Raw genomic sequence first — 13842 nt, forward strand, 5'->3', positions numbered from 1 at the left:
GCAGGATTGACGGATGCAGAGCAGCGACGAGCCGTCATGATCCGCGCCCTCGCAGCGATGCAGGACCGAGGATTCCGCTGGTTCTTCCTCGCCCGCGCCATCACTCTGATCGCAGGGTCGATGTCGTCGATCGCGCTGGCCTTCGCCGTGCTCGAGATCGACAACGACGCACGCTCGCTCTCCCTGGTCCTGGCCGCCTTCACCGTCAGCAACATCGTCTTCCTGCTCTTCGGCGGCGTGATCGCCGACCGGCTGCCTCGCGCGCTGATCATCCAGTCCTGCTACGTCATCGACATCGTGACGGTCGGCGCGATGGCCGCCCTCCTGTTCAGCGGCACAGCCACGGTTCCCCTGCTCGCTCTGCTGTCGGTCGTGAACGGTGCGTCCACCGCGTTCGTCCTCCCCGCCATGCAGGGGATCATCCCGCAGCTGACCTCCCCCGAGCACCTGCAGCAGGCCAACGCGATGCTGTCGTTCGTGCGCTCGGCGACCACGATCGGCGGCCCGATCATCGCGGGCATCGTCGTGGCCGCGGCCGGCCCCGCCTGGGCCATGGTCGTGCAGGCGATCGGCTGGGTCATCGCGATCCCCGTCCTGGCGATGGTCCGACTGCCTCCGCCTGATCATGCGGGCGGAACCACGATGTTCCACGACCTCAGGATCGGGTGGCAGGAGTTCTGGAGTCGCACGTGGCTGTGGGTCATCGTTCTCGCCTTCATGGTGATGAACGCCATCCACATCGGCGCGTGGGGCGTCGTCGGTCCGTACATCGCCAAGAACGACGAACGGCTCGGCATCGCCGGCTGGGGGTGGGTCGTCAGCGCCGAAGGCGTCGGCATCCTGCTCATGACCCTCGTCCTGATGTGGTTCCCGCTGAAACGCCCCCTGCGCTACGGCATGATCGGCATGGCCGCGTTCGCGATCCCGCTCACCGTCCTCGGCGTGCACCCCGCGGTGGTGCTGCTCGCCATCGCCGCCTTCCTCGCCGGCGCCGGGGCCGAGGTGTTCAGCACCGGGTGGAACCTCGCGATGATGGAGAACATCCCGGGCGACAAGCTGTCCCGCGTCTCGAGCTACGACATGCTCGGCAGCTTCGTCGTGATGCCGATCGGCACCCTCGTCTACGGCTGGCTGATCACCCGCAGCGATGTCGAGACGGTGCTGGTCACCTCGGGGATCCTCTATGCCGTGCTCGCCGCCGTGACACTGGTGGTACCGAGTGTCTGGCGGATGGGCCGCCCCTCCGATGCAGTGTCCCCGCGCTCGGAGTTGGCGGATTCATAGCAATCCGGGCGAGACTGTGGGCATGACCTTCGCCGCGCTCCAGCCGCTCGCAGACCGTGCCGCACTGTTCTCCGCCCTCCGTCAGGACTCCCTGGCCACCGCCCTCGAGGACCTCGGTGACAATCGATGGGATGCCGACATGGCGGCGGGCACCCTCACCTTCACCTCGAACGCCGATGCCGCGCGCCGACTCGTGGCCCGCGCCCACCTCGTCGCGACGATCGCCCCCGGTCCCCGCTCGCTGCTCTGGGCGTGGGCGCACCCGCAGGGCGACCCTGCCGGCATCGCCGGCCAGCTGCGCGATTACGGCAGGGAGCACGGCATCCCGGAGCTGAGCGAGCAGGAGCTCCCCTTCCCCGCGGACGCCGCCGGCGACGCCGACTGGATCACCGCAGCCGCCCACACGGTCGGCGCGGTCGCGGTCGAGCTCACCGGTCGAGCGCCCTACTACCTCGCGCCGGTCGGCGGCGGCACGTACGCCGTCTTCCTGCTCGATGCGCCGCTCCCCGCCCTGACCGTCGCCGCAGCCTCCATCGCCCTTCCGCGGATCCTCTCGGGCCTGGCTCTGCCTGATGCCCGGACGGCGGTCTGGGACGCCGCCCGTCTCGCCGGGTGGAACCTCACGTGGACCGACGAGGCGTTCTCGGGGGCCACGGTCGCCGACGGCACGGGCACTGCGACCTTCCGCTTCGACGAGCAGGCTCGCATCACGAACATCGAGAGCAGCCTGCACCCCCAGGGCTGAGCTCTGATGATGCCGGCGCGTCAGCGACCCATCCGCTGGCGCGCCGTCTTCATGCCCGGCCCCACGGGGACGTGCGCGGTCGCCGCCGCGAGTCCGAATGCCGGCATGTCGACGTAGACGGCCTCCAGATCCGCTGTCGGCACCTGATAGGTCTCATGCCACACGCCGACGCTCCCCGTTCCTTGCAGCGTGCGCATGAAGTCGCGCCAGGGCTGCAGATGGGGTGCGTCGCGGTCGGCGGCGAACCGCTGCAGATGCTCCGGACTCTCCCAGTACGACAGCAGGATCGTCGTGCGACCGAACCAGCTGTGCACTCCGAGCATCCCCGCCTCCGGGTGCGTCACGAGATGCTGCAGCATCGGGGGCATCTTGCTGGCCGTCCGCCACACCCTGCCGAGCTGCCACCACCGATTGGCTCGCATCCCGATCAGGAAGACCGTCACATCCGATCGTTCCGGAGCGGCGGTGAACCTGCCGGGGAAGACGTGCTGAGTCATGCGCTCTCCTTGGAACATCGTTACGTAACTGCGTTATGCAACAACGTTACGATAAGATCGATCCCATGGCAAGACCTCCCTGTACGACGACGCCCTGCGCGACCGCCTGCTCGACGCGACGGCCGAGATGGTCGACGACAAGGGCCCCGAGCGGATCAGTCTCCGCGACATCGCACAGACCGCGGGCACCTCGACCTCAGCGGTCTACGCGCTGTTCGGCGGGAAGACCGAACTGCTCGTCGCGGTCATCGAGCACGGCTTCGCGTCGTTCGGCGAGGCGCAGGCCACGGCCGAACCGGAAGGGCTCCGCGCACTCGGATTCGCGTATCGGACGTGGGCGATGGAGAATCCCGCGCTCTACCGCCTCATGTTCGGCGGCGGAGTGGCGACCGAGGACTGCCGCCCCGCTGACGCGACCATGAGCACGGCGATGGCGCCGCTCGTGCGCGCGCTCGCGGCCCGCGTCGACGAACCGCAGGTCATGGCCGCCGCTCTCACCGTCTGGGCGCAGGTGCATGGAGCCGTGAGCCTCGAACTCGCCGGGGTCACTCCCCGCTCGTCCCGTGGGACTCCGTCTACGGCACCGTGGTCGATGCGGTCGAACGCGCGTTTCCCGCACGCTGATCCCCACCAGGCTCCGCACGGAGATGCCGCGGCATCCGAGAGTGTGTGGAATTCTGATCAGATGAAGAACGGAATCGTCCGGTTCGCCGCACTCTACGTGTTCAACGTCGCGGTGCTGCTGCTCATCGGCCTGCTGTCGTCGGGTGTCTCTGTCGGGTTCACCGCGCTGTGGGCGGCCGTCATCCTGACGCTCGCGGCGCTCTTCGTGAAGCCGCTGCTCACCACGGCGTTCCGCAACGCGGCGGCGAAGTCCGCGGCCGATCGCACGAGGACCGGCGAGAAGGTCGTCCAGTACGTCCTCGTCTATCTCGTCGAGCTGCTCATCTGGGTGGCCGTCGTCTGGCTGAGCGGCGTCCGCGCCTCGGGCTTCTGGAGCTACGCGCTCCCGCCGCTCTTCCTGCTGTTCGGCTGGATGATCTACGACCAGGTCGACGACAGGCTGCGGGCGAAGGCCGGCGAGCTGTACGACGCCGTGCAGGGCAAGGTGTCGCGCCGCAAGCCGGCGCCCGCAGCCTCCACGCCCGCCCCGGAGACGACCGCCGCCGCGGAGGCGCGGGAGGAGCTCCACGACGGTCTGACCCCGGAGCAGCGGCGGATGCTCGACGAGCTGGGCTGAACGCAGACGGTCCCGATCCCGGGCCTCACCCCGATCCGCAGGCGGATCGGAAGGGAGGTCCACGGATCGGGACCGACGATGCAGATCGAGACCGGCGACGGTCAGACCAGGCGTTCCGCCGCCTCGACGACGTTGGTCATGAGCAGGGCGACGGTCATCGGACCGACTCCGCCCGGGTTCGGCGACACCCAGCCCGCGACCTCGGCGACATCCGGGTGTACGTCTCCGAAGACGAGGTTCTTGCCCGTCTCGGGGTCGGTCTCGCGGGTCACGCCGACGTCGAGCACGGCGGCCCCCGGCTTGACGTCCTCGGCGCGGATGAGGTGCTTGACGCCCGCGGCGGCGACGATGACGTCGGCCTCCTGCAGGTACCGCGGCATGTCGACCGTGCCGGTGTGCGTGAGCGTGACCGTGGCGTTCAGGTCGCGTCGCGTCAGCAGCAGGCCGATCGAGCGACCGATCGTCACGCCTCGTCCGACGACCACGACGTGCTTGCCGGCGAAGTCGTAGCCGTTGCGCAGCAGCAGCTCGATGACACCGCGCGGCGTGCACGGCAGCGGGGTGTGGATCGGGTTGTTGACGTTGAGCACGAGTCGACCGAGGTTGGTCGGGTGCAGTCCGTCCGCATCCTTCGCCGGGTCGATCCGCTCGAGGATCGCGTCCGTGTCGATGTGCTTCGGCAGCGGCAGCTGCACGATGTATCCGTGGCAGTCCGGATCGGCGTTGAGCTCGTCGATCAGCGCCTCGACGTCGGCCTGGGTGGCATCGGCCGGCAGCTCGCGTTGGATCGAGTTCATCCCGATCGCCTCGGACTGACGGTGCTTCATACCGACGTAGAGCTGAGATGCCGGGTCGGCTCCGACGAGAACGGTCGCGATGCCGGGCACCACGCCCTTCGCCTTCAGCGCGGCGACCCGTTCGGTGAGCTCGGCCTTGATCGCGGCCGACGCCGCCTTGCCGTCGAGGATCTTCGCGGTCACTGCTGCAGGTCCGGGTAGAGCGGGAAGCCTGCGGCGAGCGCATCGACACGCGCACGGAGCGCCTCGACGTCGGCGCCGGGGAGCAGCGCGAGTGCGATCACGTCGGCGACCTCGGTGAACTCGGCGTCGCCGAAGCCGCGGGTGGCGAGTGCCGGCGTCCCGATGCGCAGACCCGAGGTGACCATCGGCGGGCGCGGGTCGTTCGGCACCGCATTGCGGTTGACGGTGATGTGGATGTCGTGCAGCAGGTCCTCGGCCTGCTTGCCGTCGATCGCGGCGTCACGCAGGTCGACGAGCACCAGGTGCACGTCGGTGCCGCCGGAGCGCACCCCGATGCCGGCATCCTTCACATCCTGCTGCGAGAGACGCTCGGCGAGGATTGACGCTCCGCGCAGCGTGCGCTCCTGGCGCTCCTTGAACTCCGGGGTGCCCGCGAGCTTGAACGCCGTCGCCTTCGCGGCGATCACGTGCATCAGGGGGCCGCCCTGCTGCCCCGGGAACACAGCCGTGTTGAGCTTCTTCGCGAGGTCGGCGTCGTTCGTCAGGATGAAGCCCGAACGGGGGCCGCCGATCGTCTTGTGCACGGTCGACGAGACGACGTGGGCGTGCGGCACCGGGTTCGGGTGGAGGCCGGCGGCGACGAGGCCGGCGAAGTGCGCCATGTCGACCCAGAGCAGCGCGCCGACCTCGTCGGCGATCGCACGGAAGGCGGCGAAGTCGAGCGTGCGCGGGTATGCCGACCAGCCGGCGATGATGACCTTCGGCTTGTGCTCGAGGGCGAGGCGACGCACCTCGTCCATGTCGATGGTCGAGGTCTCTGGGTCGACGCCGTAGGCGACGATGTCGTACAGGCGGCCGGAGAAGTTGATCTTCATGCCGTGAGTGAGGTGACCGCCCTGGTCGAGGGCGAGGCCGAGCAGCGTGTCGCCGGGCCGAGCGATCGCGTGCAGCACGGCGGCGTTCGCGGATGCTCCCGAGTGCGGCTGGACGTTGGCGAACTCCGCGCCGAACAGGTCCTTGGCGCGCTGGATCGCGAGCTCCTCCGCGACGTCGACCTCTTCGCAGCCGCCGTAGTAACGACGGCCGGGGTATCCCTCGGCGTACTTGTTCGTCAGCACCGAGCCCTGGGACTGGAGCACGGAGACGGGCACGAAGTTCTCGGATGCGATCATCTCGAGGAACGTCTGCTGCCGTGCGAGCTCTCGGTCGAGGACCTGTGCGATCTCGGGGTCGACCTCGGAGAGTGGGGCGTTGAAGTAACGGTCGGTCATGACATGCTCCTCTGACAACGGATTCGAAGGGTGTACCTATCGGCCCAGGCGCGCGGTCGAATTCCGTGGTCAGTCGCTCCCCGGTGGTAGTCCACCCAGACGCCAGTCGCGACGTGAGAAAGCATAGCGGATTTCCCTGTGCTGCCGACTCTGCGCACGGTAGGTTTTGTTCATGGTCCTTCCCCATTCCATGCCCCTTGTTCCTCTTCCCGCTTCCTCCATCGCCGTGGATGGTCGGCTGCCCGTCTCCGACGGCTTGCGAGTCATCGGCGACTCCCCCGCGGCGGCCCAGCTGATCGACGCCGTCGCGCGCCGCAGCGGCATCCGGCTGTCGCACTCGACGGACAGCGACGGCGCCGGCGACGGCGTCGCGTCGACGATCGTCCTGCGGATCGACCCCACCACGGCGCCCGAAGGATACGGGCTCACTGTCGGCGACTCCGTCGAGATCGTGGGCGGCGACGAGGCAGGGCTCTTCTACGGCGTGCAGACGCTGCTGCAGCTGCTCCGCGAGGACGGCGAGGGATGGGCGTTCCTGCGCGCCGAGATCACCGACGCGCCACGATTCGCACGTCGCGGCGTCATGCTCGACGTCACGCGTCACTTCTTCGACGTCGATGAGGTCAAGAAGTTCATCGACAGCACCAGTGCCCTGAAGTTCAATCACCTGCACCTGCACCTCAGCGACGACCAGGGCTGGCGCATCCAGATCGACTCGTGGCCGAAGCTCACCGAGCTCGCCTCGTCCACGGCCTCCCTCGGCGACCCCGGCGGCTTCTACACGAAGGACGACTATCGCGAGATCGTCGCGTACGCCGCTGAGCGGCACATGGTCGTGATCCCTGAGATCGACCTCCCCGGTCACACGCACGCCATCGGCGTCGCGTATCCGGAGCTCGTCGAGGATCCGGTCATGAACGACAGCCTGATCGCCGAATCGGCGCGCCTGGGGCAGTCGCTCCCCGTCGCAGGCGAGCCCTATCTCGGGTGGGGCGTCGGGCACTCGAGCGTCCGCATCCATGAAGAGCGCACCTACGAGTTCGTCCGTGACGTCGTGCGCGAGCTCGCCGAGATGACCCCGGGTCCGTACATCCACATCGGCGGCGACGAGTCCCTCGGCACCCCGCAGGCGGACTTCGATCTGTTCGTCGAGCGCGCCACCGCGATCGTGTTCGAGGAGGGCAAGATCCCCGTCGCCTGGCACGAGGTGGGCGCAGCGAAGGACATCGCCGAGGGGACGATCGGCCAGTACTGGGGCAAGACGACACCCGAGGGATCGCACGCTGAGGAGGCGGCGCACTTCGTCGAGCGCGGCGGGGCGCTGATCATGTCGACCGCCGACGTCGCCTACCTCGACATGAAGTACACCGAGGATTTTCCGCTCGGACTCACCTGGGCCGCGATCATCGATGTCCGCAGGGCGTACGAGTGGGAGCCGACCGCTGTGCTCGACGTCCCGGAGTCCGCGATCCTCGGCATCGAGGCTCCGCTGTGGAGCGAGACCACCCGCACCCTGAGCGAGGTCGAGCAGCTGGTCTTCCCGCGGGCCGCCGCTCAGGCGGAGGTCGCGTGGTCACCGCGCGACGCCGACGGCCGGGACTGGGAGTCGTTCCGCGGGCGACTCGGCGCACTCGCCCCGCTGTGGAAGGCTGAGGGCGTGGACTTCCACCCCGCAGACGAGATCCCCTGGAGCGAGCGATGACATCCGTTTCGACAGCGACGGGATCGGTCGTCATCCACTCGGCCCGACTGATCGACGACGGCGTCGAGGTCGCGGACGCCTGGGTTCGCATGGAACACGGGCGGGTCGCCGCTCTCGGCACCGGCCAGACGTGGGCCCCCGCCGATGAGGTCGTCGACGCGACCGTCGTCGCCGGGCCGGATGCCGTGCTCACACCCGGATTCATCGACATCCACTGCCACGGCGGCGCCGGAGCGTCGTTCGACGGCGGGCCGGAGGCGATCCGCTCGGCTCGCGCTCTGCACCGCGCTCATGGCACGACACGATCGGTGATCTCCCTCGTCACCGCCCCCGTCGACGCCCTCGCTCGACGCGTGGCGCAGATCGCCGACCTGATGGAGTCGGATGCCGACATCCTGGGTTCGCATCTGGAAGGGCCGTTCCTCGACCCGGCGCACCACGGAGCTCACGAGCCGTCGCTGCTGCGCACTCCGACACGAGACGACGTCGCCCGCCTGCTCGACGCCGGCCGCGGGACGATCCGGCAGGTGACGATCGCACCGGAGCTCCCCGGCGGTCTCGAGGCGATCCGGATGATCGTGGACGCCGGCGCTGTCGCAGCGGTGGGACACACGAGTGCGGATGCCGCGACTGCGGACGCGGCATTCGAGACCGGCGCCTCCGTGCTGACCCACGCCTTCAACGCCATGCCCGGAATCCATCACCGAGCGCCGGGGCCGGTACTGGCGGCGGCGGCCGACCGCCGGGTCGTGCTCGAGGTGATCGCCGACGACATCCACCTCGACCCGCACGTGGTCAAGCTCGTGTTCGACTCGGCACCCGGTCGCGTCGCACTCATCACGGATGCCATGGCGGCTGCCGGCAGCGCCGACGGGCACTACGACCTGGGTGCGGTGAGCGTGACGGTCCTCGACGGCATCGCGCGCGCGGACGACACGGGATCGATCGCGGGGTCGACGCTCACCCTCGACGTGGCGCTGCGCAGGGCGACCGCGGCGGGCGCACCTCTCACGGAAGCCGTCCGGGCGCTCACCGAGACACCGGCGGGAGCGATCGGATACGGCGACCGGATCGGTCGCCTGGCGGTCGGGTTCGTCGCTGACGCGGTGCTGCTGAACGCACAGCTGCAGGTCGCTCGCGTGTGGGTCGGCGACCGGCCGTAGCCCGGTGCGGGTGAGGGGCCGCCGTTCCCCAGATCGGCGACCCCGTCACAATTCCCCCACGTTGCGAGAGCTGGCGGGCCGAGCGCTCCTCCCCGAGGTGCCCGACCCACCATGCCGGTGCACTTACCCCTTGCACCAGCGCCTGAGCTCCGCCCCCGGTGGAGCCCCATGGCTGTCTCTAGTGATGAGACGACGTCGACGCCGATTCATTACGCGATTTCTCAGATCTTTTTCACGGTTCTTCCGCGCGCCCGACTGATCTGCCCGTGATCAGGTCTTTATTCGCCCCCGGTCTTCTGCGAGCACTTTTCGAGAAGGGGTGGCAAGCCTGAGAGATAGGAGAGAGAATGGAGATGACGCGTGATGAAAATGGGGTTCACGCGTCTCTTCATGTGGAGGCGCACTCGCGCTCCACGACAGATGGATGACAGTGGATCAGGACAGCACTTCACACGAGGAAACGATCGCCGACGCCGATCTCGTCCTGCGCACCCGCTCGGGTGACGCGGCGGCCTTCGGCGAACTGTGGAGGCGGCACTATCCCTCCGGCATGTCGGTCGCGCGATCGATCACGTCGTCGATCGACCCCGACGACCTCGTGCAGGAGTCCTACACCCGCATCTATCAGGCGATCATCAAGGGCGGCGGACCGAACGGATCGTTCCGCGCCTACCTGTTCACGAGCATCCGCAACACCGCCGCCGCCTGGGGCCGCTCTCGACGCGAGTCCGCCATCGACGAGCTCGACTCCGTCGCCGATCCCGACAGCACCGACCAGGCGGCCAACGAGGCCCTCGATCGCAGCCTGACCGCGCAGGCGTTCCGCAGCCTGCCCTCCCGCTGGCAGGAAGTGCTCTGGTACACAGAGATCGAGCAGATGAAGCCGCAGGAGGCCGCGACCCTGCTCGGCATGAAGTCCGGCGCCGTCTCGCAGCTGGCTTTCAGAGCGCGTGAAGGACTTCGCGAAGCGTGGATCCAGGCTCACCTCCGCAGCGCGGCCGAAGGTTCCGACTGCCGGTGGACCATCGAGCACCTGGGTGCCTACTCGCGCGGCAACCTCAGCACGCGGGACCACAACCGTCTCGAGCAGCACCTCGACCAGTGCGCACGCTGCATGATCGTCGCCGCTGAGGCGAAGGACGTCTCCAAGCGGCTGGCCCTCGTGCTGCTGCCGCTCGTCCTCGGCGTCACGGGTTCCGCAGGCTACCTCGCCACCCTCCAGGGTGGCGGTACGCCCATCGTCGCGCTCGCGGCCATGCCCTCGGGGATCACCGAGGGAGCTGTCGTGGCTGCGGGAGGCGGAGCAGCCGCCGCCGGATCGTCGAGCGGCACCGGTGGAGGCGGCGCGACCGGCGCAGGCACAGCGACCGGTGGCGGAGCCGGTGGCACGGCGACCGGAGGTATCTTCAGCGGAGTCGGTGCGCTCGTCAGCGCAGGATCGGCGGCCCTCGTGGTCGCCGGCGTCGTGGCGGCCGCCACAATCATCCCGAGCCTCACGGGCGCGACGCCCGCGGCATCGATGCCGAGTGCGGGCGACAGCGATTCCTCGTCGATCAGTGCAGACGTCGGGCCCGACGAGTCGATGTCCGACGACAAGACGCCGATCGTCGATGAAGCGGAGACCGAGCCCGAGCCCGTCACCCCGCCCGTCGAAGCACCCGTCACCCCCCAGCCCGCTGAGGACATCGCGCCGGCGATCGTCTCACCCCCGGCCCCGACCGAGTCGACCGCGCCGGCGCTGCCCGAGTCCACGTCCCCTCCCGTGGACGAAGAGCCTGACGACGAGAACCCCGACGGCGAGAACCCCGATGGCGAGGTCCCGGGCGAGAACCCCGGAGAGACCCCCGGCGGCGAAACCCCCGGCGAGAACCCCGGAGAAACCCCCGGCGGCGAAACCCCCGGGGAGAACCCCGGAGAAACCCCCGGCGGCGAAACCCCCGGCGGCGAGACCCCCGGCGGCGAAACCCCCGGCGAGAACCCCGGAGAAACCCCCGGCGGCGAAACCCCCGGCGAGAACCCCGGAGAAACCCCCGGCGGCGAAACCCCCGGCGAGAACCCCGGAGAAACCCCCGGCGGCGAAACCCCCGGCGAGAACCCCGGAGAAACCCCCGGCGGCGAAACCCCCGGCGAGAACCCCACGGAACCGGCCGCGCCGACGACTCCGATCGAAGTGAGCCTCGCGAGCATCTGCCTCGACGCACGCGCTGTCACCTATGTGACCGTGAATGTGTCCGGCGAACCGGGCGCGGACATCGAAGCGCTGCTCGGCGGACGCCGCGGCGGCGTCGACGGCACATCGCTGAGTGACGCAGGGACCGGCACGATCGAGTTGCGCCCCGGTCTCGTCCAGATTCTCCTCGGCGCGCCCCTCGAGGTCCACTACGTGACGGCGTCCGGTCCGATGCTGCCGACGACCACGAGCCTCTCGGCTCTCGGGGTGACCCTCGGTTCCGTGGCCCTCGCTCCCTCGTGCGGAGGGCCGGCTGCGGATCCCGCCGAGACGGTACCCTCCGAGCCGACTCCGGACGACGCGATCGCGCCGATCCCCGAGCCGACGGACGAGGCAGCACCCGCTGCCCCGACCGAGTCCCCGGACGCCGAGGCGTCCCCTGAGACGCCGGCACCCGAGACGGAGGCCCCGGCCGCTCCCGTCGAGACCGCTCCTCCGGCAGAGCCCGTGACCGAGGACCAGACCGCCCTTCCGGCAGAGCCTGCCCCCGCTGACGACACCGCGCCCGCCGACGAGACCGCGCCGGTCGACCAGGTGGCCGCAGACGAGGCCGCGCCCGCGCTCTGACCCGCCATCGGCGGCGAATAGACTGGATCCATGTCCCAGGATCCCGCCTCCGTTCCCGGCGTCGACCGCCCCACCATCACCGCTCTCGACGTCGTCCGATCGGTCGTCCTGATCGTCGCAGTGGGCACCCTCGCCCTGTGGGGATTCGCCACCTGGCCCTTCCCGTACAACGTCATCCTCGGCATCGGGGCTCCGGTCGTCGTGATCCTGATCTGGGCGCTCTTCCTCTCGCCGCGACCCGTCCTGCGACTGCATCCGTTCCTTCGCGTCGTCGTCGAGCTGCTGATCTACGTCGGCGTCACGATCGCGTGGTGGCTGATGGACCAGCCCCTCATCGGCATCGCGTTCGCCGTGGTCGCCGTCGGCGCAGGCGTCGTGAGCGGCCGGCGTCGCATCCGATGAGCGCCCTCGACCTGCTCGTCGCCGCACTCGGCGACATCGTCGACACCGATGCGACGGTCCTCGAAGAAGCCCGCGCCGACAGATCCGGGCATGCGGCGCCCGGGCGGCCGCTCGCGGTCGTGCACGCCGAGACGGTCGAGCACGTCCAGACGGTGATGCGCATCGCGACCGAGACGGCGACCCCTGTCGTGGTGCGTGGCGCCGGCACCGGTCTCGCCGGCGCGGCGAACGGCGGCGAGGGCGAGATCGTCCTGTCCACTCGCCGGATGACCGCGATCCACGAGATCCGGGCCGACGACCTGCTTGCCGTCGTCGAACCCGGAATCCTCAACGCCGACCTCAACGACGTGCTCGCGGAGCACGGACTCTGGTGGGCGCCGGATCCTGCGAGCCGTGCGATCTCGACGGTCGGCGGCAACATCGCCACCGGAGCGGGTGGGCTGCTCTGTGCGAAGTACGGCGTCGTGCGAGACGCGGTCCTCGGTGTCGATCTGGTTCTCGCCGACGGCCGACTGCTGCACCTCGGCCACCGCAGCGTCAAAGGCGTGACAGGACTCGACCTCACCTCGCTCGTGATCGGCTCCGAGGGCACGCTGGGCGTGGTCGTCGGCGCCACCCTCAAGCTGCGCCGACTGGTCGAGGGAACGACCTGCACGGTGACGGCCGTCTTCCCCGATGTGCGTGCCGCAGCGTCCGCCTCGGCCGCGGTCACCGCCTCGGGTGCGCAGCCGGCGATCATGGAGCTGATGGACTCCGCGAGCCTCGCCGCCGTCGCAGCCCTGCTCGACCTCCCCTCGCCCCTGGCCGGGAGCGCCCAGCTGACGATCCAGACCGATGGTCCGGCGGCAGTGGCCGAGGCGACGATGATCTCCGACATCCTGACGACTCATCAGGGTGTGACCGAGGTCTCCCATGACCGCGAAGAAGGAGAGCGCCTCCTGGCCATCCGGCGTGCCATGCACCCCGCCATGTCGGCGCTCGGCACGACCCTCATCGAAGACGTGTCGGTGCCGCGCAGCGCCATGCCCGCCATGTTCGACGAGATCGCCCGCATCGAGAAGGCCTACTCGATGGCGATCCCCACGGTCGCTCACGCGGGCGACGGCAACCTGCATCCGAACTTCATCTTCGAGGGCGCAGAGCCTCCCGCTGAGGTCTGGGCGGCGGCGGACGAGCTGTTCCGGGCCGCGATCGCGCTCGGCGGCACGCTGACCGGAGAGCACGGGATCGGAACGCTGAAGAGCCGCTGGTTGGCCGACGAGCTCGGAGACGACCAGTGGGAGCTGCAGCGTCAGATCACTCGGGTGTTCGATCCGCTGGGAATCCTCAACCCCGGCAAGGTCTTCGCTCCCGATGCCTGACATCCACGTCAGCGCCGCGGTCATCGTCGATGACGCCGGCAGGGTGCTCGTCGTGCGCAAGCAGGGCACGACGCGCTTCATGCAACCCGGCGGCAAGCCCGAGCCCGGGGAGACCCCGTCGCAGACGCTGATCCGCGAGCTGCACGAAGAGCTCGGCCTTCGCCTGGACGAGGGCGATCTGGAGCCGCTCGGCACGTTCGTCTCCGAGGCGGCCAACGAGCCCGGTCACCGAGTCGTGGCCGACGCGTTCTCGGTGTCCATCGCCGCGGCCGAGGTCGTCGTCCAGGCGGAGCTCGCCGAGCTGCGATGGATCACACCCGCGGATGCCGAGACGCTGCCGCTGGCGCCCCTCAGCGTCGAGCACCTGCTGCCGCTGGCGTGGCCGACGACTCGGCCCTGA

Annotated in this window: 12 protein-coding genes and 1 riboswitch; of the genes, 9 read left to right on the forward strand and 3 right to left on the reverse strand. The window is 69.5% G+C overall.

Going from position 1 to position 13842, the window contains the following annotated elements; genetic code table 11:
• Positions 1 to 36 precede the first annotated feature (36 nt).
• A complete protein-coding gene (locus ACZZ93_RS06240) occupies positions 37 to 1284 on the forward strand; it encodes an MFS transporter (protein WP_463510680.1) in 1248 nt (415 codons plus the stop codon).
• Between the two features lie 22 nt (positions 1285 to 1306).
• A complete protein-coding gene (locus tag ACZZ93_RS06245) occupies positions 1307 to 2029 on the forward strand; it encodes a DUF6882 domain-containing protein (protein ID WP_463506830.1) in 723 nt (240 codons plus the stop codon).
• A 20-nt stretch (positions 2030 to 2049) separates the two neighbouring features.
• Here the strand turns inward: ACZZ93_RS06245 and ACZZ93_RS06250 are convergent, their stop codons facing one another.
• Positions 2050 to 2526 carry a DUF4188 domain-containing protein gene (locus ACZZ93_RS06250; protein WP_072590897.1) on the reverse strand — a complete coding sequence of 159 codons (477 nt, stop codon included), beginning with the start codon at positions 2524 to 2526 and terminating at the stop codon, positions 2050 to 2052.
• Positions 2527 to 2653: 127 nt separating this feature from the next.
• On the opposite strand from ACZZ93_RS06250, the gene ACZZ93_RS06255 reads away from it, so the two are divergent.
• Complete coding sequence (locus tag ACZZ93_RS06255; RefSeq protein WP_463510681.1) at positions 2654 to 3766, forward strand: TetR/AcrR family transcriptional regulator; 1113 nt, start codon at positions 2654 to 2656, stop codon at positions 3764 to 3766.
• Between the two features lie 101 nt (positions 3767 to 3867).
• Here ACZZ93_RS06255 and ACZZ93_RS06260 read toward each other — a convergent pair whose 3' ends face one another.
• Positions 3868 to 4746: a bifunctional methylenetetrahydrofolate dehydrogenase/methenyltetrahydrofolate cyclohydrolase gene (locus ACZZ93_RS06260; protein ID WP_285363161.1), complete on the reverse strand. Its 879-nt coding sequence runs from the start codon at positions 4744 to 4746 to the stop codon at positions 3868 to 3870.
• Positions 4743 to 6017, reverse strand: a complete 1275-nt coding sequence (glyA, locus tag ACZZ93_RS06265; protein WP_053095402.1) for a serine hydroxymethyltransferase — start codon at positions 6015 to 6017, stop codon at positions 4743 to 4745. Before glyA ends, ACZZ93_RS06260 begins: the two co-directional genes overlap by 4 nt.
• Before the next feature lie 35 nt (positions 6018 to 6052).
• A riboswitch (ZMP/ZTP riboswitch) is annotated at positions 6053 to 6137 on the reverse strand.
• A 52-nt stretch (positions 6138 to 6189) separates the two neighbouring features.
• On the opposite strand from glyA, the gene ACZZ93_RS06270 reads away from it, so the two are divergent.
• The 6 genes from ACZZ93_RS06270 to ACZZ93_RS06295 all read left to right on the forward strand — a co-directional run bounded on the left by ACZZ93_RS06270 (position 6190) and on the right by ACZZ93_RS06295 (position 13842).
• Entirely contained in the window at positions 6190 to 7719 is a 1530-nt protein-coding gene (locus ACZZ93_RS06270; protein WP_463510682.1) for a family 20 glycosylhydrolase, read from the forward strand.
• On the forward strand, positions 7716 to 8882 hold the full coding sequence (gene nagA / locus ACZZ93_RS06275; protein WP_463510683.1) for an N-acetylglucosamine-6-phosphate deacetylase: 1167 nt from the start codon (positions 7716 to 7718) through the stop codon (positions 8880 to 8882). The genes ACZZ93_RS06270 and nagA overlap by 4 nt, the downstream gene beginning before the upstream one ends.
• 424 nt (positions 8883 to 9306) lie before the next feature.
• Positions 9307 to 11679: a sigma-70 family RNA polymerase sigma factor gene (locus ACZZ93_RS06280; protein WP_463510684.1), complete on the forward strand. Its 2373-nt coding sequence runs from the start codon at positions 9307 to 9309 to the stop codon at positions 11677 to 11679.
• 30 nt (positions 11680 to 11709) lie between these two features.
• The gene (locus ACZZ93_RS06285) at positions 11710 to 12081 is read left to right on the forward strand and encodes a YrdB family protein (protein WP_053095398.1); all 372 of its coding nucleotides are present in this window, start codon (positions 11710 to 11712) and stop codon (positions 12079 to 12081) included.
• Complete coding sequence (locus tag ACZZ93_RS06290; RefSeq protein WP_463510685.1) at positions 12078 to 13442, forward strand: FAD-binding oxidoreductase; 1365 nt, start codon at positions 12078 to 12080, stop codon at positions 13440 to 13442. The genes ACZZ93_RS06285 and ACZZ93_RS06290 overlap by 4 nt, the downstream gene beginning before the upstream one ends.
• On the forward strand, positions 13435 to 13842 hold the full coding sequence (locus ACZZ93_RS06295; protein ID WP_072590891.1) for an NUDIX hydrolase: 408 nt from the start codon (positions 13435 to 13437) through the stop codon (positions 13840 to 13842). The genes ACZZ93_RS06290 and ACZZ93_RS06295 overlap by 8 nt, the downstream gene beginning before the upstream one ends.

The sequence above is a fragment of the Microbacterium sp. AC026 genome (assembly GCF_979258475.1).

Bases quoted from the DNA above. Each gene is read 5' to 3' on its own strand.
- ACZZ93_RS06240 (WP_463510680.1), top strand. From the start codon at position 37: ATGATCCGCGCCCTCGCAGCGATGCAGGACCGAGGATTCCGCTGGTTC.
- ACZZ93_RS06245 (WP_463506830.1), top strand. From the start codon at position 1,307: ATGACCTTCGCCGCGCTCCAGCCGCTCGCAGACCGTGCCGCACTGTTC.
- ACZZ93_RS06250 (WP_072590897.1), bottom strand. From the start codon at position 2,526: ATGACTCAGCACGTCTTCCCCGGCAGGTTCACCGCCGCTCCGGAACGA.
- ACZZ93_RS06255 (WP_463510681.1), top strand. From the start codon at position 2,654: ATGGTCGACGACAAGGGCCCCGAGCGGATCAGTCTCCGCGACATCGCA.
- glyA (WP_053095402.1), bottom strand. From the start codon at position 6,017: ATGACCGACCGTTACTTCAACGCCCCACTCTCCGAGGTCGACCCCGAG.
- ACZZ93_RS06270 (WP_463510682.1), top strand. From the start codon at position 6,190: ATGGTCCTTCCCCATTCCATGCCCCTTGTTCCTCTTCCCGCTTCCTCC.
- nagA (WP_463510683.1), top strand. From the start codon at position 7,716: ATGACATCCGTTTCGACAGCGACGGGATCGGTCGTCATCCACTCGGCC.
- ACZZ93_RS06280 (WP_463510684.1), top strand. From the start codon at position 9,307: ATGACAGTGGATCAGGACAGCACTTCACACGAGGAAACGATCGCCGAC.
- ACZZ93_RS06285 (WP_053095398.1), top strand. From the start codon at position 11,710: ATGTCCCAGGATCCCGCCTCCGTTCCCGGCGTCGACCGCCCCACCATC.
- ACZZ93_RS06290 (WP_463510685.1), top strand. From the start codon at position 12,078: ATGAGCGCCCTCGACCTGCTCGTCGCCGCACTCGGCGACATCGTCGAC.
- ACZZ93_RS06295 (WP_072590891.1), top strand. From the start codon at position 13,435: ATGCCTGACATCCACGTCAGCGCCGCGGTCATCGTCGATGACGCCGGC.